General features: G+C 62.2%; 18 protein-coding genes. 7 read left to right on the forward strand and 11 right to left on the reverse strand.

Annotated features, from left to right (window positions below; translation table 11 throughout):
* Window positions 1–2: 2 nt before the first annotated feature.
* A complete protein-coding gene (locus NKH38_RS21915; RefSeq protein WP_023693460.1) occupies window positions 3–2,165 on the reverse strand; it encodes an amylo-alpha-1,6-glucosidase in 2,163 nt (720 codons plus the stop codon).
* A gap of 43 nt (window positions 2,166–2,208) precedes the next feature.
* Window positions 2,209–3,270 (reverse strand): glycosyltransferase family 4 protein, encoded by a 1,062-nt coding sequence (locus NKH38_RS21920; RefSeq protein ID WP_023672687.1) that lies wholly within the window; start codon window positions 3,268–3,270, stop codon window positions 2,209–2,211.
* Here NKH38_RS21920 and NKH38_RS33435 point away from each other — a divergent pair.
* Window positions 3,256–3,762 carry a DUF982 domain-containing protein gene (locus tag NKH38_RS33435; RefSeq protein ID WP_502896639.1) on the forward strand — a complete coding sequence of 169 codons (507 nt, stop codon included), beginning with the start codon at window positions 3,256–3,258 and terminating at the stop codon, window positions 3,760–3,762. The genes NKH38_RS21920 and NKH38_RS33435 overlap by 15 nt on opposite strands.
* A 185-nt stretch (window positions 3,763–3,947) precedes the next feature.
* Window positions 3,948–4,106: a hypothetical protein gene (locus NKH38_RS21930; protein ID WP_023724403.1), complete on the forward strand. Its 159-nt coding sequence runs from the start codon at window positions 3,948–3,950 to the stop codon at window positions 4,104–4,106.
* Between the two features lie 565 nt (window positions 4,107–4,671).
* Here the strand turns inward: NKH38_RS21930 and NKH38_RS21935 are convergent.
* The 5 genes from NKH38_RS21935 to NKH38_RS21955 all read right to left on the reverse strand — a co-directional run bounded on the left by NKH38_RS21935 (window position 4,672) and on the right by NKH38_RS21955 (window position 9,672).
* Window positions 4,672–4,872 (reverse strand): hypothetical protein, encoded by a 201-nt coding sequence (locus NKH38_RS21935; RefSeq protein WP_352763423.1) that lies wholly within the window; start codon window positions 4,870–4,872, stop codon window positions 4,672–4,674.
* Window positions 4,873–4,874: 2 nt separating this feature from the next.
* On the reverse strand, window positions 4,875–5,060 hold the full coding sequence (locus NKH38_RS21940) for a hypothetical protein (RefSeq protein WP_352763420.1): 186 nt from the start codon (window positions 5,058–5,060) through the stop codon (window positions 4,875–4,877).
* Between the two features lie 619 nt (window positions 5,061–5,679).
* Window positions 5,680–7,152: a protein adenylyltransferase SelO gene (locus tag NKH38_RS21945; protein WP_352748803.1), complete on the reverse strand. Its 1,473-nt coding sequence runs from the start codon at window positions 7,150–7,152 to the stop codon at window positions 5,680–5,682.
* Between the two features lie 285 nt (window positions 7,153–7,437).
* Window positions 7,438–8,814, reverse strand: a complete 1,377-nt coding sequence (locus tag NKH38_RS21950; protein ID WP_023806117.1) for an NAD(P)/FAD-dependent oxidoreductase — start codon at window positions 8,812–8,814, stop codon at window positions 7,438–7,440.
* A gap of 30 nt (window positions 8,815–8,844) precedes the next feature.
* A complete protein-coding gene (locus NKH38_RS21955) occupies window positions 8,845–9,672 on the reverse strand; it encodes a DUF2243 domain-containing protein (RefSeq protein WP_352763417.1) in 828 nt (275 codons plus the stop codon).
* Window positions 9,673–9,983: 311 nt separating this feature from the next.
* On the opposite strand from NKH38_RS21955, the gene ctaD reads away from it, so the two are divergent.
* Window positions 9,984–11,642, forward strand: coding sequence for a cytochrome c oxidase subunit I (gene ctaD / locus NKH38_RS21960; RefSeq protein WP_352763415.1), 1,659 nt, complete (start codon window positions 9,984–9,986; stop codon window positions 11,640–11,642).
* Between the two features lie 103 nt (window positions 11,643–11,745).
* On the opposite strand, the gene sdhD is transcribed toward ctaD, so the two are convergent.
* Complete coding sequence (gene sdhD / locus NKH38_RS21965) at window positions 11,746–12,135, reverse strand: succinate dehydrogenase, hydrophobic membrane anchor protein (RefSeq protein ID WP_027050929.1); 390 nt, start codon at window positions 12,133–12,135, stop codon at window positions 11,746–11,748.
* 657 nt (window positions 12,136–12,792) lie between these two features.
* On the opposite strand from sdhD, the gene cphA reads away from it, so the two are divergent.
* Genes cphA through NKH38_RS21980 form a run of 3 tightly spaced genes read left to right on the forward strand, consistent with a single transcriptional unit; the run spans window position 12,793 to window position 17,290 of the window.
* Complete coding sequence (cphA, locus tag NKH38_RS21970; protein WP_050590558.1) at window positions 12,793–15,570, forward strand: cyanophycin synthetase; 2,778 nt, start codon at window positions 12,793–12,795, stop codon at window positions 15,568–15,570.
* Complete coding sequence (locus tag NKH38_RS21975; RefSeq protein WP_352763412.1) at window positions 15,570–16,469, forward strand: isoaspartyl peptidase/L-asparaginase family protein; 900 nt, start codon at window positions 15,570–15,572, stop codon at window positions 16,467–16,469. Before cphA ends, NKH38_RS21975 begins: the two co-directional genes overlap by 1 nt.
* Window positions 16,466–17,290 (forward strand): cyanophycinase, encoded by an 825-nt coding sequence (locus NKH38_RS21980; RefSeq protein WP_352763410.1) that lies wholly within the window; start codon window positions 16,466–16,468, stop codon window positions 17,288–17,290. Before NKH38_RS21975 ends, NKH38_RS21980 begins: the two co-directional genes overlap by 4 nt.
* A gap of 223 nt (window positions 17,291–17,513) precedes the next feature.
* Here NKH38_RS21980 and NKH38_RS21985 read toward each other — a convergent pair whose 3' ends face one another.
* Window positions 17,514–18,011, reverse strand: a complete 498-nt coding sequence (locus tag NKH38_RS21985) for a metallophosphoesterase (protein WP_352763408.1) — start codon at window positions 18,009–18,011, stop codon at window positions 17,514–17,516.
* 39 nt (window positions 18,012–18,050) lie between these two features.
* Complete coding sequence (locus NKH38_RS21990) at window positions 18,051–18,221, reverse strand: hypothetical protein (RefSeq protein WP_023672674.1); 171 nt, start codon at window positions 18,219–18,221, stop codon at window positions 18,051–18,053.
* Window positions 18,222–19,135: 914 nt separating this feature from the next.
* Here NKH38_RS21990 and NKH38_RS21995 point away from each other — a divergent pair.
* On the forward strand, window positions 19,136–19,960 hold the full coding sequence (locus NKH38_RS21995; protein ID WP_023672672.1) for an SIR2 family NAD-dependent protein deacylase: 825 nt from the start codon (window positions 19,136–19,138) through the stop codon (window positions 19,958–19,960).
* Window positions 19,961–20,086: 126 nt separating this feature from the next.
* On the opposite strand, the gene NKH38_RS22000 is transcribed toward NKH38_RS21995, so the two are convergent.
* Entirely contained in the window at window positions 20,087–21,154 is a 1,068-nt protein-coding gene (locus NKH38_RS22000; RefSeq protein WP_023672671.1) for a M42 family metallopeptidase, read from the reverse strand.
* Window positions 21,155–21,197 lie beyond the last annotated feature (43 nt).

A 21,197-nucleotide genomic window follows, 5' to 3' on the forward strand; every position in this document is an offset into this window, starting at 1 on the left:
GATCATGTCCGCACGATCAGCGGAACCAGCCCTTCATGGCGGTCGGCGAGAAAGGCGACGACGCGGTCGCCGACACGCTGGAAGGTAAGATCGACCCTCTTTTCGCCGACACCCAGATGCCTGAGCGTCAGCGTATCGATGCCGATCGGCAAACGGGGTCGAGTGACGTGGATTTCGCCGTTCCAGCCGTCGATTTCCAGACCGAGGCACGCCTGCATCAGCATGAAGGCCGAGCCTGCCGACCAGGCTTGCGGCAGGCAGGCGACGGGGTAGGCGATCGGTGCTTCACCCGGCGAGCGGGTAAAGCCGCAGAACAGTTCCGGCAGCCGCATGTTGAAATGCACGGCGGATTCGAACGTGCCGCTCATCAGCCGCACCACGCTGTCACGCTCGCCGAACCGCGCCAGGCCGGCGCCGCACATCGCCGTGTCATGCGGCCAGATGGAACCATTGTGGTACGACATCGGGTTGAACAGCACAGCATCGTCGGAAAGCGTTCGCACCCCCCAGCCGGAGTGGAAGGAAGCCGAAAGCAACTGGTCGGCGACCATCTTAGCCCGCGCCGGTTCGGGCAGGCCGACATAGAGCAGGTGTCCGGCATTCGACGTGCGCACCTTGCACGGCTCTCCGGCGCCGTCGATCGCCAGCGCATAGAAGCCGAGATCGTCCAGCCAGAAATCACGCTCGACGGCGATCCGCATCTCTTCGGCGCGATTTTCCCAGTGCTCGGCCTGCGCGAACTCGCCCCGGCGGCGGGCGAGAGCGGCAAGGCCCCTGAAGGCTGCGAAGACATAACCCTGCACTTCGACCAGCGCGATCGGCCCCTTGGGAATGCGCCCGTCGGCGTGGAAGACGGAGTCGAAGCTGTCCTTCCAGCCTTGGTTCGCAAGGCCGGATTCGGCGGCGCGCTGATAGGTGACGAAGCCGGTTGCGCGGCTCGCCTCTTCCGTCCACTTGGCGGCGGCGCAGAGAGATGGCCACAGGCTGGCGATGAAGTCCATGTCGCCGGTGCGCTCGGCATAGGCGCAAGCGAGGTGGATGTAGAGCGGCGTGGTATCGACGCCGCCATAGTAGCGGCCGAAGGGTAGCTCCTGCAGCGCCACCATCTCGCCCTTGCGCGTCTCGTGCATGATCTTGCCGGGCTGCGAGTCGCTGAAAGGCGATGTCTCGGTCGCCTGGTGCTGGGCGAGGAAGGCAAGCACGCCGCGCGCCAGGCCGGGGTTGAGCCATAGCATCTGCAGCGCCGAGATGACGCCGTCACGGCCGAAGGCCGTCGAAAACCAGGGGATGCCGGCATAGGGGTAAGGGCCGGTCGACAGCTCGGTGGTCAGCAAGGCGACATCGGCGCGAGCGCGTTCGACCCAATCGTTGAAGACGCGGCCCGAACTGTGCACCGTCGCTCCATGGCGGCGCTTGGCCCGCATGCCGAAACGGGCGCGCGCCGCGGCCGCCCGGAAGCGGTCGCGGTCGGGCGTTTCGGTCAGTTCCGCGCCGACCTCGACGTAAAGCATCTTGCTGCTGCGCTTGGTCACTGCGATGAGGAAATCCGCGCGCTCGGCGCTCAGCTGGTCCGGCGGCTGCGAGAACGTGATCGCAGACACCCGCGCCAGCCCGTCCAGTCCGTCATAGCGCAGCAGCACCGAGGCAGGCTCGATCTCCGCTGCATGCGCCATTCCGCGCTTCGGCCGGGTCGAACCGCGCACCTCGAACATGTCGCGGAAATCGGCGGCAAAATGCAGCGAGACGCGGATTGCCGAATGCTCCTGGCTGTAGTTGGAAAGGGTGATGCGCTCGAACAGCCGGTCCTGCCACAACAGCCTGACGCGCTCGATATGGATGGCGCCCTGGGGGATGTCGCGGCCACCGACGCTTTGCATCGGCAAATTGGTCATATTGCTGGTGAACAGCACATTGTCCTGGCTGAGCGAGGCGCCGAGCAGAGATGTCTGCCGGCCGCCGACGGTGAGCCTGAACTCCGACAGCACCCGGGTGTCGTCACGGAAGAAACCGTCGCCCGCACCCCTGATATCGCCGTAGGCATCGGCCACGGCAAAACAGTCGCCTTGCTTCAGGGCAAACAGCCGGTGCGGCTCGCGCGGCGCGGTTTCGTCCAGGGAGGCAAGGGCCACGGCAGGGTCGAGCTTGCGCTCGTCAAGTTCGGTCATCAGTCACAAATCTCTGTTTCGGGCTCGGAACGTCCGCCGTCGTTCACGACGCTTTCGATTCAGCCGGGGCGCCGATGAGACGCGCATAGGCAGTGAGATAGTCGCGCGCCATCCTGTTGGCGGAGAACCGACTTTCGAAGACGGCGCGCACCTTTCGCCGGTCGAGTTGCAGCAAGGCCGGCACCGCGGCGACCGCGGCGTCGAGAGAATCGACGACAAATCCGGTAACGCCATGGTCGATGACTTCCGGCAACGCACCGCAGTTCCAGCCGATGGTTGGCGTACCGCACGCCATCGCCTCGATCGCGGCAAGGCCGAACGGCTCGGGCCAGTCTATCGGAAACAGCAGACCAGCGGCATTGCCGAGGAATTCAGTCTTCTCACTCTCGGCGATCTCGCCGACATAGTCGATGCGGTCGCCATCGATCAACGGCTCGATCGTCTCATGGAAATAGGCGCGATCATCGTCGCCGATCTTGGCCGCCAGCTTGAGCTTCATGCCCGAGCGCAAGGCGATGTCGATGGCCCGGTCCGGCCGCTTGTCGCGCGAAAGCCGGCCGAGAAAGGCAAGGTATGGTTCGCCCGCCGCCGTCTCGAAGGTCGGCTGATAGAGACCCGTCGGCAGCCCGTGATGGATGGTGGCCAGCCAATTGGCATTCGCAAGCCCGGTCTTCTGGCTATGCGAGATCGAGATCAGCGGAAAGCGCGGAAAACGCTCATAGGCTGGCGCCAGATCGACATAATCGAGCCGGCCATGAGGCGTCGTCACCGTCTTGTCCGGCATGGTCTCGAAGAACGAGAAATGCAGGAAATGGCTGAGATGAAAATGAATGATATCAAAGTCGTGGGCTCGGTTCCTCACATCGGCAAGCATCGCAAGATGCGCCGCCGTGTCCGATTTCAGCGGGCGCGGATCGAGGCGTAGCGCGCGTTCGCGACCTGGTATCAGTCTGGCCGACGTCCGGCTGTCGCCGCTGGCGAACAGCGTCACCTCATGGCCGAGTTCGACCAGCCCTTCGGTCAGATAGGAAACGATGCGCTCGGTGCCGCCATAGAGAAGGGGTGGCACCGATTCGTGCAAAGGGGCGACATGGGCTATGCGCATGGTTTGAACGTGTCCCTCAAGGCAATCACGAGAGCGAAATGCATCAGCCGGCCTAACGTTCCGGACAAAAGCGGGCGTCGGCAACCCAAGCCCACCAGCGCAGATTTTTTTGCAATAAGCGGAACAAACGCGCCATCCGCGAATTTAGTAGGGTTGGTTCGCGCTGCGGCCGACCAGGGAGAGAACAAAATGGACCGCTTGCATTTCTTTACGCCCGTGCGCATTGCGCGCGGGCAGGGACACCCCGTCGAGGAAGTCGATAGCGTTGCCGAAGCGATGGTCTTTTTGCAGAAATGGCCATTGGGACGGCGTGGGCCTGTGTATCAGTGCGCCGTGAATTGCTGCTCCGCGGCCCTGTCGGGCAGAATGTCGGCCGAAGCAGCCAGGAAGGCGTTTACGGGCTTTGCCCGCATCACCCGGCTGCTCGATGATGAGATGGCCCTGCCGATGGGCGGCGAAAGCATGGCGGAAGTCCACGCGCTGAGGCGCTAGGCGCCGGTCCAGCCATTTGGCTATTGAACACCCGGGCTTTGGCGGCGCGGGCATCATCTTTTTCGCACCGGAGTATTCCGGCGCGGCCCTTCACCTCATGGGCCACACTGTGCTTTCATGCGGCGTTTCGCATGACCGGTGGGTGACGACCATCGACGGGCGGTCCGAACGTGGAGGGGTAGACAATGCCGAAACTGATCCTGGGAACACTCGGCGCTATCGTCATCGCCCTCATCTGGGCGGTCCTTGCCAGTTTGATGGGCGCGCCATCGATCGTGATCACGGTCGGCGCGGTCGCCATTGGGGCCGGCGTCTACACCTACGTCGACCGACGCTCGACTTGACGCGTCCCCGGTCTGCCGCGCGCTCGACCAATTGCACGCCGGGTTCAAGGATGAGCTTGCTGGCCGCATAGAGAGCCAAGGCGCAGACAGGGCGCCACACGTCGGACCGGGCTCCGCGAGAACTTGGGAGAGATCGTCAAAGATCTTTCAATCCGGCCAATCTAGATCGAACGGCGAATCCGTGGATTTCCGGTGGAACATCGTCGCCTCGAAACACTTCGGGCGTTGCACTGCCCCATCAGTGCACGTTCCCTTGTTGTGTTGGAACTGGCCGGCTGCCGAAAGGTGGCCGGCTTTTTTGTATATAAGCGGAACCTGAAATTACGGGGCTTGTTCTGGATGCGGCAGCGAGCCCCTCGCTGCTGGTCGAGGGCCTAACCCTTGGCCGGGCCCGCATCGCTCCGCCAGTGGTGCGGGCCCACGGCCTCCGGTTTTTCCGGGCGTCTCGACTCGCCGATCCTCACCCTGGTCCGGCTAATGCATGTCACTCAAAAAATGGCTCGGTTGTGAGACAATGACATGCACACGCGGCGCGCTTCAGCACAATCATTCACAAGGCGTGGGTTCAATTGTTGCTACCCTTCTTGGCTGGATTGTGCGAATGATGACTGTCCTTTTCACCGCCACCCCCTGAAACTCGGCTTTTGGATCGACGGTCTTCATCCGCCGGGGGTTTGTTGACCTGCAGGGGTTTTCTGGCGTTCTCGTGCGATGCGCCTGGCCCGCCCTGCCGGATTGTGTTCGGGTGTTTCTTCGATGTGGACATGATCACCGATCCTGCTGACGGCCCTGATGAGTGGTGTTGACCTTGGTGTTGGCTTGCTGCCCTTGGCGCTCCGGATCCGGCGCTCCGTGAGTGCCGTGCTGGGCATCATCGTGGCTAACCTGTCGCCCTTCTCCTCGACGCTTCTGGCTCTGGTTCTCAGGCGGCACGGGCGGCATTTTGCTCGACATCTGCATCTCCTTGGGTTGGCATCGTGACTCAAAACCGTGATCGTGGGGGGAAGTTCCGTCTGCTTCGTCAGCACCTGTGCTTTTCGGTGCCGACGGAATCTGACTCCCAACGCGGATTTCAAGGAACGGCAGCGGCCCGCCCGCGTCGCCCCGCCAGTGGTGCGGGCCTGCAATATAAATCCTAAGCCTGGGCTGCTATCGCAGTTTATTGCGAGCTTCCGGCGACTTGCGTAGCGGGCTTCAGTGGCGACCGAAATACAGTGCTTGACCACGTTGCTGACATGATCGGTGACGAGCGCGGTGTCGCGCCTGGATCGCGGCAGCAGCCTCTGGTCCGATCTGCCCGCAGCTGGTGGCAGCTAAAACGACGTCAAAAGACCTAAGTCTCTTTGATCGCCCTCGCTGCTCGCACGAGCGATGACCAGTCAGCTCCCATGGCTGCGACAAGGTCTCGAGCATCTTCGTCTGATATTCCGGTACGGTCTACGAGCTTCCGTGCCAGCAATTCGAATGCCAATTCTATGATCGTCATAGCTCAGCCCTTACGAGAGTGCCCGTGATGATAGCTTGCAAATGGGTCTTCCGCATTTGCACATGTTAAGCGACCATCACGAATGTCTCATGTACCGCAGAATGTCTGCAGGACGCGCTCATCCGGGCGTGGCGGCTCAGCAAAGCGTTCCATTCCCGGCTGCTCATCGAAGGGACGGCTGACGACCGCCAGGATCTCCTCGAACGGTCTGAAGTCGCCGCCCAACGCCGCCTGGATCATCGCCTCGATGCGATGATTGCGGGGGATGAATTTGGGATTGACCGATTGCATGGCAGAACGGCGCGTGGCCGTGTCGGCTGCTTCGCTTGCAATGCGCTGGCGCCACCGCGCCGACCAGGCATCGAATGAGCCTGGATCCTTAAACAACTGCCGCGCCGTGCCTTGGCCGTCCGCAGCGTCGAGGTCATCGCCCAGGCGCCGAAAGCCGAGCGTAAAGTCCGCTTCGCCGTGAGCCAGCACGTCCAGAAAGTCGGCAGCGAGCTGCAAGTCGCCTTCCGCTTCGGTCAGCAGTCCGAGTTTTGTGCGGAAGCCGCGCTGCAACACAGCCTCATAGGAGGCCTGGAACGACCTCAGCACCTCTTCCGCTTCAGACACTGCTTCATTCTCGTCCGTGCTCATGAGCGGCAGCAGGGTCTCGGCAAAGCGCGCAAGGTTCCACGTGGCGACACGAGGCTGGTTGGCATAGGCATAGCGGCCGGCGCGGTCTATCGAACTGAACACCGCGCTGGGGTCATAGGCGTCCATAAAGGCGCATGGGCCATAGTCGATCGTCTCGCCCGAGATCGACATATTGTCGGTATTCATGACGCCATGGATGAAGCCGACCAGCATCCAGCGCGCCACCAGGTCCGCCTGTGCGGCGACAACGGCCTCCAGCAAAGCCCGGTACGGCCGTGCTTCCCCCGCCAGCTGTGGGAAGTGACGCTGAATGGCATAGTCGGCCAGTATCTTGAGCGCCTCGGTGTCGTGGCGCGCGGCGAAATATTGGAACGTGCCGATCCTGATATGGCTTGCCGCCACCCGTGTCAGGACGGCGCCGGGCAGCCGGACCTCGCGATAGACCGGGTCGCCGGTGAGCACCGCCGCAAGGCTTCGCGTCGTCGGAATGCCGAGCGCCGCCATCGCTTCGCTGACGACATATTCGCGCAGGACAGGGCCGAGTGCGGCGCGGCCGTCACCGTTGCGCGAGAACCGCGTTGGTCCCGATCCCTTCAGCTGGATGTCACGGCGAATGCCGTTGACGTCCAGCACTTCGCCAAGCAGCAGAGCGCGCCCGTCGCCGAGCTGAGGCACGAAGCTTCCGAACTGGTGGCCCGCATAAGCCAGGGCGATTGCCTGCAAGCCTTCCGGAAATTTGTTGCCGGCCAGCATCGCCACTCCATCCGGGCTGGTAAGCAGGTCGGCATCGAGCCCGAGTTCCTCGGCGAGGGGCCGGTTGAACCGGATCAGCCGCGGTTCGGATACCGGCTTCGGATGTGTTTGCGCGAAGAAGCGCTCCGGCAGTTGCGCATAGCTGTTGCTCAGGGCAGGAAGCCCCATCTGAATGACCGGGGGTTGTTCAGCAGTCGCAGGTGACGTCATGACGAGCTGTCTCTGAAGAGGAGGGGTTCAACAGATCCCGTTTCGAGGAGCCTGTGTTCATTTGTTCATATAGGGACGCAACGTCGTTGGTGCCATCCGGATCCATCAGGCCGGCACCGGATACAAGCTGGGAACCACCCGCCTCGATTATCGAGGTTCGGGCTGCCGTGGGACGACGGGCCGTGGCGGAATCCAGAGCTGACCCCCGCATCGCCACTGTCTCCGAACTGAGCACCCGGCAATCTAGTCAGTGCGGGCGTGCAATGCCGGGGCGGCGTCTGCCTTGGTTGGCAGCGGCTCTCTCGGGGCCGCTCCCGGCGACGATGTCGAACCCGGTTCGACTCGCTCCTCGGCGATGAGCCGGGCGCCACGCTCATAGGTCAGGTAGCGCCAGAGCCACTGGATCGAGACCTGAACGCGGTGCTGAAAACCGACGAGCAGGTAGACATGGATGAGCGCCCAGGCAGACCAGGCGAACCAGCCTTTCAGTTTCAGCCTGCCCGATTCGAACACGGCAGCGTGGCGGCCGACAATGGCCGTGTTGCCTCGATTGCTGAAGACAAAAGCGGGCAGCGTGTCGCCAGCATTTATCCGGCGTGCCAGTGCCTTGCCGAGGTGCTCGCCCTGCTGCTTGGCGACCTGGGCAAGACCCGGCAATGGCTGGCCGTTCCCATCGAGGACCAGTGCGACGTCGCCAAGCGCGAAGACATCGGGGTGGCCGACGACGTGCAGGTCGGATTCGACCTTCACCCGACCGCCGCGGTCGAGCCCGACACCGAGCTGGGCGACCAGCGGAGAAGCCGCCACCCCAGCGGCCCAGAGCGTCAAGGCCACCGGGATCACCTGGCCGCCGACGGTGATCTGATGCGCTTCGATCGCCTCGACCCGGTTGCCGAGCGCGACCTCGACGCCCAGGCTTTCAAGGCGCAGACGTGCATATCTGGAAAGCTCCGGGGCGAATCCGGCGAGCAGACGCTCGCCGGCTTCTACCAGTATGATCCTTGTCTTCTCGGGCCGGATGTTGCGGAAGTCGCGCGCCAGTGTGTGCCGGCTGAGTTCGGCGATCGAGCCCGCCAGTTCGACACCGGTCGGGCCGCCGCCGATAATGGCGATCGTCATCAGCCGGGATTGCTCGACTGGATCGGTGGTCCGTTCCGCGTGCTCGAACGATAGCAGCAACCGTGACCGGATCGTGCGCGCGTCCTCGATGGTCTTCAAACCGGGACAAACCCGAGCCCAGCTCTCCTGGCCGAAATAGAATGGCTGCGAACCGGTGGCCAAGACCAGGATGTCGTAGGGGACCGTGGTCCCATCGGCCAGCACCAGTATCCTGGCCTCGGTGCCGATCTCGGTGACATCGCCGAAGAGGACCTGAACCGAGGGATAGCGGCCCAGGATCTTGCGGATGGGCTCGGCGATATCAGGCGCCGACAAGGCGGCGGTTGCAACCTGATAGAGCAAGGGCTGGAACAGGTGGTGATTGTGGCGGTCGATGATCGTCACCCCGATTTCCGCCTTGCCGAGCGCCTTGGCAACCTCCAGACCGGCAAAGCCTCCGCCGACCACGACGATGCGCGGTGTCAGGCTCCGGCCGTGGCTGCTCTCGGTGGCGAATTGCATGCTTGATACTCCCCTATCCCTGTCCGGAAGTCATAGCCTGGCAGGAGTGCCTCGCTGCTGGCTGGACCTACTGCTCATTCCGGCGGCATCGGTCCAGGCAAGGCATCCGGCAATGACAGGCGTCGTGCTGACCACCAAGGCGCCGCGTGCGTGAAGGGCTACCAACCCGCGCCATGAGACGCGGTCGACCGCCCAGATGGTGCCGCTGGCGTCGACCCATTTGAGATGGGCGTCGGCGACTTCAACGGCCCGCATCATCGCCGCCGGTTCCATCCCGGCCCGAAAGACGATGATGGAATTGGCGGCACCGTCGAAGAACGGGCCGGCGCCGGCTGCCAGTCCCGCAAGCAGGACGATGCTGGTCAGCGCTGCCGAAGCACCGCGTGCCGGTCCGCCGCGGTTGGGCAGCACCAGCACCAACACCAGCGGCACGATGCCGAAGATGACCAGCCACGCAATATCCCAGGCGAGCGGCAAATCGCTGTTCATCTTGATCCGGTGCAGACCCAGCAGCCAGTGAAACACGACAGCATCGACGACATGCCAGACGCCGAACCCGGCGAAGGCGAGCCGCAGGATCTCCGTGGTGGTCCCGGGCCGCGCGCCAGCCGCCCTCGCGGCCACCAGCAGCACCGTGCCGGCGACGGCGAGCACATACATGAAAAGATGGAAGAGACCGTCGGCCATGATCTGGAAGCGCAGGTCGGAACCCGCCGGATCGGCGACGCCCGAGAGAAGGTGATGCCATTGCAGGATCTGATGCAGGACGATGCCGTCGAAGAAACCGCCGAGCGCGAAGCCGAGCAGCAGCCAGCCGGCTCGCGTTCTCGGGTCGAGTGTCGCTGTGATCGCGTCCATGTCAGGACCACCGGCTCCAGGCCGGGGCGTTCAGTTGCCTGGGCGCCGACATGTCCGGCGGCGTGGGGCCATGGAGACCATGACGCGCCTCGAGCCAGAAGGCGGATATCAGCCCACCAACCACCGTAGTCAGAACCAGTGTCGCAGCAATTATCGCCAGCATGGACGTCGATCCTCAGCCGCGCAGGGTCGGCCGCGCGGAACCTAACCGCGGCTTCCGTGGAATGTTCCTACCGCCGGTTCGGTGGAGGGAACAATCAAGTTCCAGCACGGTTCGATGCTGGCGACGGACGGCTCAAGCGGAGAAGGTCATGAACGAATATACGGCGGCAGATCCGGACGGTCTCGACAGCCACCAGCCGACCGGCATCACCCGATGGCTGTTTTCGACCAACCACAAGGACATCGGCACACTCTATCTGATCTTCGCTTTCATCGCGGGGCTGATCGGCATGCTCTTGTCGGTGAGCATGCGAATCGAGCTGCAGCAACCCGGGATCCAGTTTTTCCCCGGACTGGCGTCGATGATCTACGGTTACCAGGGCGACGCGGCGATCGACGCCGGCAAGCAGCTTTACAACGTCTTCACCACGGCCCACGCGCTGATCATGATCTTCTACACTGTGATGCCCGCCCTGATCGGCGGCTTCGCCAACTGGATGGTTCCGATCATGATCGGCGCCCCCGACATGGCCTTCCCGCGCATGAACAACATCTCGTTCTGGCTGCTGCCGCCGGCATTGATGTTGCTTTTATTGTCGATCTTCATGCCCAGCGTCCCCGGCGGCTATGGCCCTGGGACCGGCTGGTTCCTGTACCCGCCGCTGTCGACCTCCGGCCATCCCGGTCCCGCCGTGGATCTGGTCATCCTGTCTCTGCACATTGCGGGCGCCTCCTCGATCCTGGGAGCCATCAACTTCATCACCACCATCTTCAACATGCGCGCGCCGGGGATGACCCTGCACAAGATGCCCCTGTTTGTGTGGTCAATCCTCATCACCGCCTTCCTGCTGCTGCTGGCTCTGCCGGTGCTGGCCGGCGCCATCACCATGCTCCTGACCGATCGCAATTTCGGAACCACGTTCTTCGCGCCGGACGGCGGAGGCGACCCGCTGCTGTACCAGCATCTCTTCTGGTTCTTCGGCCACCCGGAAGTCTACATCATGATCCTGCCGGCGTTCGGCATCGTCAGCCAGGTGATCTCGACCTTCTCGCGAAAGCCGATCTTCGGGTATCTCGGGATGGTCTACGCAATCGTGGCGATCGGGGTGATCGGCTTCGTCGTCTGGGCCCACCATATGTACACCAGCGGGATAGGCCTCGACACGCAGCGCTACTTCACCTTCGCCACGATGGTGATCGCAGTGCCGACGGGGATAAAAGTGTTCTCCTGGATTGCAACCATGTGGGGCGGTTCGGTCAGCCTGCGGACGCCGATGCTCTGGGCCCTCGGCTTCATATTCCTGTTCACCGTAGGCGGGGTGACGGGCGTTCAACTCGCAAATGCCGGCCTCGACCGTGAACTGCACGACACATACTTCGTCGTCGCGCATTTCCACTACATACTTTCACTGGGAGCGATCTTCGGCATCTTCGCGGGCTGGTATTACTGGTTTCCGAAAATGACGGGATATCTCTACAATCCGCTTCTGGCTGGGGTCCATTTCTGGACGACCTTCGTCGGCGTGAACCTCGTCTTCTTCCCCCATCACTTCCTTGGATTGGCGGGCATGCCGCGTCGCTATGTCGACTATCCCGACGCATTCGCCGGCTGGAACATGGTGTCCTCGTATGGATCGTACCTGTCGGCCGCGAGTGTCGTGATTTTCCTCTTCGGCATCTTGGAAGCTTTCTACCGGCAAAGAGCCGCCGGCATGAACCCATGGGGGCCAGGAGCTACCACATTGGAGTGGGAGCTGACCTCTCCACCCCCTTTCCATCAATGGGACAGGCTGCCGCAAATCAGATGAGGCCGGGTTGTCGAACTCCTGTGCGCAAGCCAGCCCGGTTCGCCGCTGAGGCGAACTTCAGCCTGCCGGTGGCAGACGTTGGCTGCAGCTGAGAACCGGATCGCTATCTGAAGCTGATTAACAGCACAGCGAACAAGCTTGCGAGCGCGACTGCCCAGCAGAATAACCAATTGGCGATCAGAAGAAGCGATTTGAGCACGGTGGCATGGCAGTAATCTTCGATGATCGATTGCATTCCAAGCCGCATGTGAACGCAGCTTACGAGAATGAAGCCAATAAGGGCTGGCGCGACATAGATCGATCCTACGACGCTGAGGACGGCGTCTCGAGGCTCACCGACCAGCATTATAACGACCGCGACGATGTAAATGACAAGGATCAACAGGGCAGCAGATGTCAGCCGCTCCAGCATGAACGTTTCGGTTCCGTGTTTCGCCGATCCAAGGCCCCGCACTCGAGCTAGCGGAGTTCTGATTGAGGGTCTGTCAGCCATGGCGTTTCCCCAAAATTACTTGGTTGCCTTGCGCGCAACTCAAGCTGTTGCTGTTTCGATGCCCGGGCCGTCGGTGCCGACGGATAGTGGGCAAGCACGGTCTCCAGTCGAGCAAGGCGGGCTTTGTGGGCGTTCAGTTCGTATCCTGAACGCCATCCAATTTGCCTGGGTCTGCCATCTCTGCATAGCTCGCTTTCAAGCAGCGAGATACGAAGGCGGACCGCGTCGATCTCCTTGACGAGCGCGGCCTTCACCGATTTTCGACTCTGCATGGCTGTAGTTCCGGTGCAAGGATGGTTCCAAACCTGACGCGTCTGGAAATGTTCCCGGGTGCCGAAGGCGTGCTGAAGATTAATGCCTCAGTGCTGGACCCGCACAATGGGTCGCCATGAGCTAAAGCCGGGCACTAGCTCAACGGCCGCGATGTGCCCGGCGAATGCTTGTGAAAACGAGCGAATGCCTGGCCCGCCTCGTCCCGAGAGATAAGTAGCCCTCAGAACAGCGACCGCACGTGGCCGAGATGACCAGAGGGTGTTCTTGGTCCAACATATGTTAACGGCCACTTTTGTTTCTCTCTCCTGCAAAAATATTTGGGCTGAAAGGCCGGGAACTAACCGATCCTCCGGATGTTGCGGAGTTAGTCAGGAGAAACGGACTATGTCGGACAAAGAAATTCATCGGGGCGCCTCGCGTTTTCGCCCTATCCGCGTCGTGGACGCCCGCGTGTTTCGCGGGCCGCACCTCTATAGCATGACGCCAATGGTCCAGATTCGGATCGACCTCGGAGCCCTTGAGGCGTTCCCGACAGACAAACTGCCCGGGTTTTCCGAACAAATCGTCCGACTGTTGCCCGGCCTTGCGGGCCATGGCTGCAGCTATGGCGCCGCCGGCGGCTTCGTCCGCCGCATGCAGGAAGGAACCTGGCTCGGCCACGTCGTCGAGCATGTCGCCCTGGAACTGCAGAGCATGCTCGGTCACCGGGTGACACGAGGAAAGACACGGTCGGTCAAAGGCAGTCCGGGCACTTATAACGTCATGTTCGCCTACAAGGACGAGCTTGTCGGGCTGCTCGCCGGGCGCGTCGCGCTCGAACTGGTGGACAGCCTGCTGCCGGCCAATCTCCATGGTGTCGAGGGGCTCGGCGACATTGCGGAAACGCAGGGGCCATTCGAGTTCGCAGCCAGGCTGCAGCAGCTCAAGCTTCTGGCCGCCGAGCGTGCCTTGGGGCCTACGACTGCTTCCTTGGTGCGCGAGGCCGAGAGGCGAGGCATTCCGGCGGCGCGGATCGACGACAGCAGCCTCGTGCTGTTTGGTCACGGAAAGCATCAGAAGCGCATCCGCGCCAGTTGCAGCGACCTCACTTCCGAGATTGCGACCGAGATCGCCTCGGACAAGGACCTGACCAAATTCCTGCTGCAACAGGCCGGCCTGCCGGTGCCACGCGGGGAGCTGGTGCGATCGGCGCAGGACGCAGTCGCGGCGGCAGCACGGCTGGGCTACCCCGTGGTCACCAAACCACTCGATGGCAATCATGGAAGCGGCGTCAACATCGGTCTGGCAACAGAAGACGAGGTCCGCTGGGGCTTCGAACAGGCGCGAGAACACAGCCGTAGCGTTATAGTCGAGCAGCATTTCGTCGGCTCGGACCACAGGATCCTGGTGATCGGCGGAAAGGTGGTGGCGCTCGCCGAGAGGGTTCCGGCCCATGTGGTCGGCGATGGCCGGAGTTCTGTCGCCGAGCTCGTCGAGGAGACGAACCGCGACCCACGAAGGGGAGAGGGCCATTCCTCGGTATTGACCCGCATCGAGATCGACGAATGCGTCGAGCATTTCCTGTCAAAATCGCAGCTCACCCTGGCGAGCGTTCCAGCGCCGGGTCAAATGGTGCTCTTGCGGCCCACCGCCAATCTCTCCACCGGTGGGACCGCGATCGACCGAACGGAAGAAATCCATCCCGAAAACGCGCTGATCGCCAGGCGGGCGGCACAGATCGTCGGCCTCGACATTGCCGGGATCGACTTCGTCTGTCCCGACATCTCACGGCCGGTGAGCGAAACCGGCGGCGGCATCATAGAGGTGAATGCCGGTCCTGGCTTTCGCATGCATCTCGAACCCTCGTCGGGGCGCGCCCGCAACGTCGCACGGCCCGTGCTCGATCTTCTCTTCAAAGGCGGCAAGGACGGCCGGATTCCGATCTTCGCGATCACGGGAACCAACGGCAAGTCGACCACTGCCCGGATGCTGGCGCACATCCTGCAGGCGAATGGGGCAACCGTCGGGCTCACCTCCACCACCGGCGTCTACTTGAACGGCGAGCGGATCATGACAGGGGACTGCTCCGGTCCGCAGAGCGCCAGGATCGTGCTGCGCGAGCCGGGTGTCGATGTCGCGGTGCTGGAATGTGCGCGCGGCGGCATCCTGCGCGAAGGGCTTGCCTTCGATGCATGCGATGTTGGCGCGGTTCTGAACGTCCACGGCGACCATCTCGGGCTGAGGGGCATCGACACGATCGAGGACCTGGCGGAGGTGAAATCGGTCGTGGTCGAGTCCGTCCGCCGCGGCGGATGGAGCATTCTTAATGCCGACGACGTCCACACGTCCGCAATGTCGCGAGATGCCGGCGGCAGGATCTGCTACTTCTCGCTGGCGAGCAGGAGCGAGTGGCCCGGTTTCTTGCGCAGCCACCTGGCGGAAGGCGGCCGCGCCGTGACGCGGGAGCCCAGCAGCGACGGCTGGGACATTTTCATCCACGAGGATGGGGAATCGATGTTCCTGATGAGCGTCGACGAAATTCCCGCGACCTTCGAGGGTTCGGCCGAATTCAACGTTGCCAACAGCCTGGCAGCCGTCGCTATGGCGCATTGCCACGACGTTCCGGCGGCAACGATCCGGGCGGCGCTGGCGGAGTTTGGCACCTCGTTCGAGCAATCTCCCGGTCGCCTCAACGTCTTCGACGGGCATGGTTTCCGCACGATCGTCGACTATGCGCACAATCCGGAGGGGCTGAGGGCGCTCGGAAAGCTCGTTTCCCACATGAGGCGCGGCTATCAGCGCACGATCGGCCTGGTCGCCATACCGGGCGACCGCCGCGATTGCGACATCCGCGAGATGGGCGCGATCGCTTCGCGGATATTCGACGTCATCGTCTTCAAGGAGGATGAGCAGGAGCTGCGCGGCCGAGCCCCCGGAGCGATCGCCGGCTTGCTGCGGGAAGGTGCCTTGAACGCCGGCTGCGCCCCAGGCCGCATACACGCCGTCTGTCCCGAGAAGGAGGCCGTCGACGTGTGTCTCCGGCTTGCTCGGGAGAACGACCTTGTCGTGCTCACCGTCGACGACGTTGAAGCCGTGTGGCGGCAGGTAACCGGCTTCGGAGGCGCGACGCCTTCGAGGGGAGGGCCCGATCAGACCCATATTCGCCATCTGAGGGCTGGCTGATGTGGTCGCTGATCCTGCACGGCGGCGCCAAGGAGATCGATCCGCAAGAGGAGGAGGCGCATCGCAACGGATGCATCGAGGCACTCGAGGCAGGTCGGGCCGTCCTGGCCGGCGGCGGAACGGCGGTCGATGCCGTGGAAGCGGCCGGTCGCATCCTCGAGGCGGACCCGACGTTCAATGCGGGATATGGAAGTGCCCTCAATTCGGACGGCGAGGTCGAGATGTGCGCTGGCCTGATGGAGGGCAGGGACTTCAATGTGGGTGCCGTCGCAGTGATCAAGGGCGTGCGCCATCCAATCAGTGTCGCCAAGGCCATGCTGCATGAGGAGCCGATCCTGCTGGCGTCGGAGGGGGCCCGGCGTTTCGCCGCCGACAAGCAGCTGGAGCTTTGCGATCCGGCGGATTTGATCACGCCGCAGCAGCGCGACGCCTCCAGCAAGTCGGAGGCGAAGGATACGATCGGTGTGGTTGCCCTGGATCAGTACGGGGACATCGCCGTGGGCACTTCGACCGGCGGACTGGACGGCAGTGCTCCGGGTCGTGTGGGGGATTCTCCGCAACCCGGTTGCGGCTACTATGCCGACAACCGGTTGGGAGCCGTCGCCTTCTCGGGAGACGGTGAGCATATTGCGCGAAAGGCTCTCGCGGCCCGTGTCATGCAGGCACTCTCGGCGCGGCAGGCATTGTCCTCGGGGCAGGCTGAAGGCGGCCTGGAGCAGGTGCTGAATCCCGCGCTCAGGGAAGTCGAGGCGATCGGCGGCGAAGCCGGAGCCATCGTGCTTACCGCGACCGGCGTGTCTGGATGGGCGCATAACAGCAGGGAGTTCGCAGTCGCTTTCATGACCAGCGAGGACAACCACCCGCACGTTTTCCTGCGCAAGAAAGACGTGGGCAAATGACCGACAAGAAGAAAAAACGATCCTCGAACGGTAAAGCCGGAACGCTCGTCATCATCGGCGGCCACGAGGACCATGATGGCGATCGTGTCATCTTGAAGGAGGTGGCGAGCCTGGTTCCGAATGGCCGCCTGGTGCTTGCCACCATCGCGTCTCATGAGCCGGATGGCTATCTCGAGAAGTATCAGAGGTCCTTCGGTGAGCTGGGCATCAAGGATGTCATCGAGCTCTACGTCAACGACCGCCTCGAGGCAGCTCATGAAAAGAAAATAAGTGCGCTCGCAAACGTGAGCGCGGTGTTCTTCTCCGGCGGCGACCAGCTCCGGATCACCAGCCAGATCGGCGACACGCCCATCGACGAGCGGGTGCACGAAATCTATGAAGCCGGAGGCGTCATTGCCGGCACCTCCGCGGGCGCGTCGGTCATGAGCGACACGATGATGGTGAAGGGGCCGAACGCAGCGTCCTTTCGGATCGGCCACATTCGCATGGCGCCGGGACTGGGCCTGCTGCCGAACGTCATTATCGACCAGCACTTTGCGGAACGGGGCCGCATTGGGCGGCTCATCGGGGCGGTGTCGCAGAACCCGCGCGTCCTCGGCATCGGCATCGATGAAGACACGGCGATCGTGGTGAAGGGCGAGATGTTCAAGGTCATTGGCAGCGGCGCTGTCTATCTGGTGGATGCAGCCGGCGTGACGCATTCCAACATCGCGGAAGGTGAGCCTGATGCCGCCCTTTCCATCCATGATCTGAGGGTTCACGTGCTGAGCTCAGGTGATGCGTTCGATCTGGCGCTGCGACGGCCGGTGGGGACTCCTTAAGACTTCGCCGCACTCAAGTTGATGGTGTGGCGCGGTCCGCGTACCGGGCCCTCGAGCAGTGCCGATCCACGCGCGAAAACCGCTATCCGTGAGGCTGTTCTCCCATTTGAAGCCGCCACTAGGATTGTCGCATTGTTGCGAACACGGCAGGATTACAGACGGCCTCTCGTCGGCTCGAATCCCGCAAAGCTAAAGACCTTCGCTCGCCCGGCGTTCTGCCGGGCTAATCCCGCCGGCGACTCGCCTGAATGGCAGCAAAGGTGACTGGACGAAACCCCCATGCGTCGACGCCGACATCATGCTGGCGCGTCATCGGCTTCAGACGGCCGTGCGAATGACCGTGCAGGTTTACCGATCTCTTGCCGATCTGGTTCCAGGTGCGAAAAGGATAGTGACACAGAACCAGCAAGCTGCCCTCGACAAGAAGCTCCATATAGTGGTGCACGCTCGCCCAGGCCGGGTCGCCAATGGTGGCAGCGCCATCATTGTTGCCAATTATCAGGTGCTTGGACCCGTTAAGAGACGACAGCAGTGAAGACACGGTCTCGGCTGGACCCTTGGCGAAATCGCCGAGGTGCCAGACCTCGTCGTTCGGGCCAACGGTTTCGTTCCAAAACGCAACCAGCGCCTGGTCATGCTCTACCAACGAGGCGAAGGGACGCCGGTCGAGGCGCAGAATGCGCGGATCGTTGAAATGCGTATCGGAAGTGAAGAAGATCATGCGCCGCGGCCGGCTGCGACGCGCGATTGGCGACCGACTCTAACTGCCGGAGCGCTCTTCGGCTTCATCATCGATCCCGATCGGGGCTTCCCTGAGCATCTTGAGTGCCTCTTCCTTCGTAAGGCCGCACTTGCGCGCGAAGTAGAGCGCTTCGATCGCCTTTTCGCGATCCGCCGTAGATTTTGCGTGCTGTTTGGGCTTTTTGCCCATCGTTCTCTGCCACCTTCCGAGCCACCAAACCATCACAGTGCCGCGTTGTTCCCGTGCATCGGCTGACCTGCCGGACTGCGCGAATGCCGATGTCGCCGACACCCCGCGAGCCCCGGACAGCGCGTATATCAGCCGGCTCGGGACAACGGTGGAGCGACTCCAACCCCGACAGCGTGAATTCAAACGAAAGCCCGCGCCGTGGGAGGGGCCGGCGCGGGCGATCGGGCTACCGATCTTGCAGCGCGGGGGTCGACCGCTGCATGGCTCGAACTGTGCAAGCGGGCATTTGTTCCGGGCCGCATGCAAAGCATCGGCGTTTCATTGCATCCTGGGGGACACAACCAGCATTTCGCTTCAGTCCGCCGCCGATGTGGGAGGATGAATACCGCCTTGCGCTAATTCGTCCGCCCTGGACACGAAACCAACCGCGCATTGAGCGCGTAGCTTCGGCGATTTAAAACACCTGCACTGGAATATTTCCGGGCCCATGGAACATCTCCGGTCGCTGATGTTTAGGCCGGAATGACGATGATCTCTGTTCTTACAATGATTTACTCTCTCGCCATCTTTATCGGCGCGAAGCGGCCCAACCTCTTGGTGAATGCGAAACTCGATAGAGTTTTGCGCAATATGGCTGGCGCAGAACTGAATCAACGTGGCCAGTAAACCGCAACAGCGCCGGTTCCAGTTCACAGCCAGTGTCCTCGCGGCCGCTACCTCGGTTCGGGTGGCAAGCGGCTCGGCAGGACTGCAAGGGCGGCCGCCCCCTCTGGGCTGGCTGGTGCGTGGTCGATCCGATTTCGTCGATGAGGGCGGAGCACGCTGGCTCGAATTGGGGAGCCGCGTCCACGATCCCCGCACCGGGGCACGCACCTTAGGTCCGGCCCACGCGAGTGGCTTCGGAGGACCTATCCATGAACGATGATGATCCTATAGATTCGCTCGCCAATGCAATTCGTCATCGCAGCGCAATTTTGTTTGTGGGGGCGGGGGTATCGATCAGCGTCGGACTTCCGTCTTGGGAGAAACTCATCGAGCGAATGGCAAAGGAGCTCGGCGTCGACGATGAATTTTCCACGCGACGCGATCGTTTTCAGACCTTGGCCGAATACTATAGGATCAAGCATGGCAGCATCGGACCACTTCGCAGTTGGATGGACAGAAACTGGTCTGTCGCCAAGGAACGGATTGAGAAATCGGAATTGCACCGTCTCATCGTGACGCTCGATTTTCCCGTCATCTACACGACGAACTATGACCGGAACCTGGAACTCGCTTTTGAAATCCACGGTCGAGAGTACGTGAAAGTGGCCAACGCACGGCACGTTGCGCAGGCCCGTCGAGGCGTAACGCACATCGTGAAATTTCACGGCGACTTTGACGAGGACTCTTCCCTTGTCCTCACCGAAACCGACTATCTTGACCGCCTGTCCTTCAATTCTCCCCTTGACGTGCGCTTTCGCTCGGATGCTCTCGGCAGCACGATCCTGTTCATTGGCTATAGCCTCTCCGATCCAAACATCAGGCTGCTGTTGCACCGGCTTTGGCAGACCTGGCACCGGTCTGGATATGAGAAAGATCGTCCCCCTTCGTTCATCTTCATGCCCAGCCGCAACCCTGTGGAGGAGGCCGTGCTTGGGCGCTGGGGTATTTCGGTGCTCGTTGGCGCAGGTGATGATCCTGAAGCCGGTCTGACGGACTTCCTCAGGCGTTTGGTGGAAGCGGTGGCGGTGACCTGAGGCGCGCTCCCCAGTGGACTGCAGTCGGGTTTTCTCAGGTGCCCGGTGACCGACGCCAGGCGGTAGCCGACAGGCGCCAGATCGGCGACTGTTGGAGCCACGACTTCCACAATCAATCCCGCCGCCTCATCTTGGCGTGAAGTCGATCTCCGGCGTCAATTGCCGGCAATATGCACAAACCAGGTCAATCGTCGTTTGCACATCATCCAGGCAAACAACTTCCGACGGGGTATGCATGTAACGCAAAGGCACGGAGAGCACCCCACTTGCGACGCCGCCTCGGTTCTGCTGCATGACACGCGCGTCGGTAGGGCTTGAGCTGCCCACCGCCTGAAGCTGATAAGGTAGGCCCTCTTTCTCGGCCACCGACTTCAGCAGATTGAACACCACCGGGTTGGTGTTCGCGCCTTGAGTGATTGCCGGCCCTTTCCCAAGGTCCAGTTTGCCCTGATCCTCGGCGCGAGCGCGCGGATAGTCCATCGCCACGCCCATATCGATTGCGAGGCCGGTTCGAGGTGCGATGTTGAACGCTGAGGTCATCGCGCCTCGGGAACCAATTTCCTCTTGAACCGTACCCAGGATATAGAGGCCCACGCCGGGGTGAACGCCTCCCTCCTCAGAGAGGCAGCGCAGGACCTCGGCGCCGATGAGGAGGCCAACCTTGTTGTCGAACGCTCGTCCGACAGCAAGGTTGCCCTGTAGCGCCGCAAACTCGCCATGGATAGTGACCGCGCTGCCGACCTCTACGACCTTCAACGCTTCCTCTCGCGAACTCGCGCCGATATCGATCCATAGTTCCATCAGCGAGGGAGTTTGAGACGTGTCAGAGGCTTTGAAGGTCTGGATTGCTTTGCGACCCACGACGCCCAGGATCGGCTCCTTGCCATGCACCCAGACACGCTGGCCGATTTCAGTGGCAACATCCGTTCCACCTATGGTGCTGAAGAAAAGAAAGCCGTCATCATCGATGTAATGGACGATGAAGCCGACCTCATCCATGTGCCCGGCATACATGAAGCGCATAGACGCCTCAGGATTGATGATCGCTGTGACATTGCCCATGACGTCCGTCGTCAACCTGTGGGCATACGGACGAACATACTCGCGGAAAAGCTCCGCTACGGGTTGCTCAAACCCGCTCGGCGACGGGGTCGCCACAATTTCCTTCAAGAACTTGAGTGATTCATCGCGCATCAAGCTGACTTTCACGGTTCACGGGGTGGAGGGCCATTCGAGC

Origin of the sequence: Mesorhizobium sp. M1078, from assembly GCF_040318615.1 — a bacterium.
GTDB lineage: Bacteria > Pseudomonadota > Alphaproteobacteria > Rhizobiales > Rhizobiaceae > Mesorhizobium.

Bases quoted from the DNA above. Each gene is read 5' to 3' on its own strand.
- NKH38_RS21915 (WP_023693460.1), bottom strand. From the start codon at position 2,165: ATGACCGAACTTGACGAGCGCAAGCTCGACCCTGCCGTGGCCCTTGCC.
- NKH38_RS33435 (WP_502896639.1), top strand. From the start codon at position 3,256: ATGGGCTATGCGCATGGTTTGAACGTGTCCCTCAAGGCAATCACGAGA.
- NKH38_RS21920 (WP_023672687.1), bottom strand. From the start codon at position 3,270: ATGCGCATAGCCCATGTCGCCCCTTTGCACGAATCGGTGCCACCCCTT.
- NKH38_RS21930 (WP_023724403.1), top strand. From the start codon at position 3,948: ATGCCGAAACTGATCCTGGGAACACTCGGCGCTATCGTCATCGCCCTC.
- NKH38_RS21935 (WP_352763423.1), bottom strand. From the start codon at position 4,872: ATGTCCACATCGAAGAAACACCCGAACACAATCCGGCAGGGCGGGCCA.
- NKH38_RS21940 (WP_352763420.1), bottom strand. From the start codon at position 5,060: ATGTCGAGCAAAATGCCGCCCGTGCCGCCTGAGAACCAGAGCCAGAAG.
- NKH38_RS21945 (WP_352748803.1), bottom strand. From the start codon at position 7,152: ATGGGGCTTCCTGCCCTGAGCAACAGCTATGCGCAACTGCCGGAGCGC.
- NKH38_RS21950 (WP_023806117.1), bottom strand. From the start codon at position 8,814: ATGCAATTCGCCACCGAGAGCAGCCACGGCCGGAGCCTGACACCGCGC.
- NKH38_RS21955 (WP_352763417.1), bottom strand. From the start codon at position 9,672: ATGGACGCGATCACAGCGACACTCGACCCGAGAACGCGAGCCGGCTGG.
- ctaD (WP_352763415.1), top strand. From the start codon at position 9,984: ATGAACGAATATACGGCGGCAGATCCGGACGGTCTCGACAGCCACCAG.
- sdhD (WP_027050929.1), bottom strand. From the start codon at position 12,135: ATGGCTGACAGACCCTCAATCAGAACTCCGCTAGCTCGAGTGCGGGGC.
- cphA (WP_050590558.1), top strand. From the start codon at position 12,793: ATGTCGGACAAAGAAATTCATCGGGGCGCCTCGCGTTTTCGCCCTATC.
- NKH38_RS21975 (WP_352763412.1), top strand. From the start codon at position 15,570: ATGTGGTCGCTGATCCTGCACGGCGGCGCCAAGGAGATCGATCCGCAA.
- NKH38_RS21980 (WP_352763410.1), top strand. From the start codon at position 16,466: ATGACCGACAAGAAGAAAAAACGATCCTCGAACGGTAAAGCCGGAACG.
- NKH38_RS21985 (WP_352763408.1), bottom strand. From the start codon at position 18,011: ATGATCTTCTTCACTTCCGATACGCATTTCAACGATCCGCGCATTCTG.
- NKH38_RS21990 (WP_023672674.1), bottom strand. From the start codon at position 18,221: ATGGGCAAAAAGCCCAAACAGCACGCAAAATCTACGGCGGATCGCGAA.
- NKH38_RS21995 (WP_023672672.1), top strand. From the start codon at position 19,136: ATGAACGATGATGATCCTATAGATTCGCTCGCCAATGCAATTCGTCAT.
- NKH38_RS22000 (WP_023672671.1), bottom strand. From the start codon at position 21,154: ATGCGCGATGAATCACTCAAGTTCTTGAAGGAAATTGTGGCGACCCCG.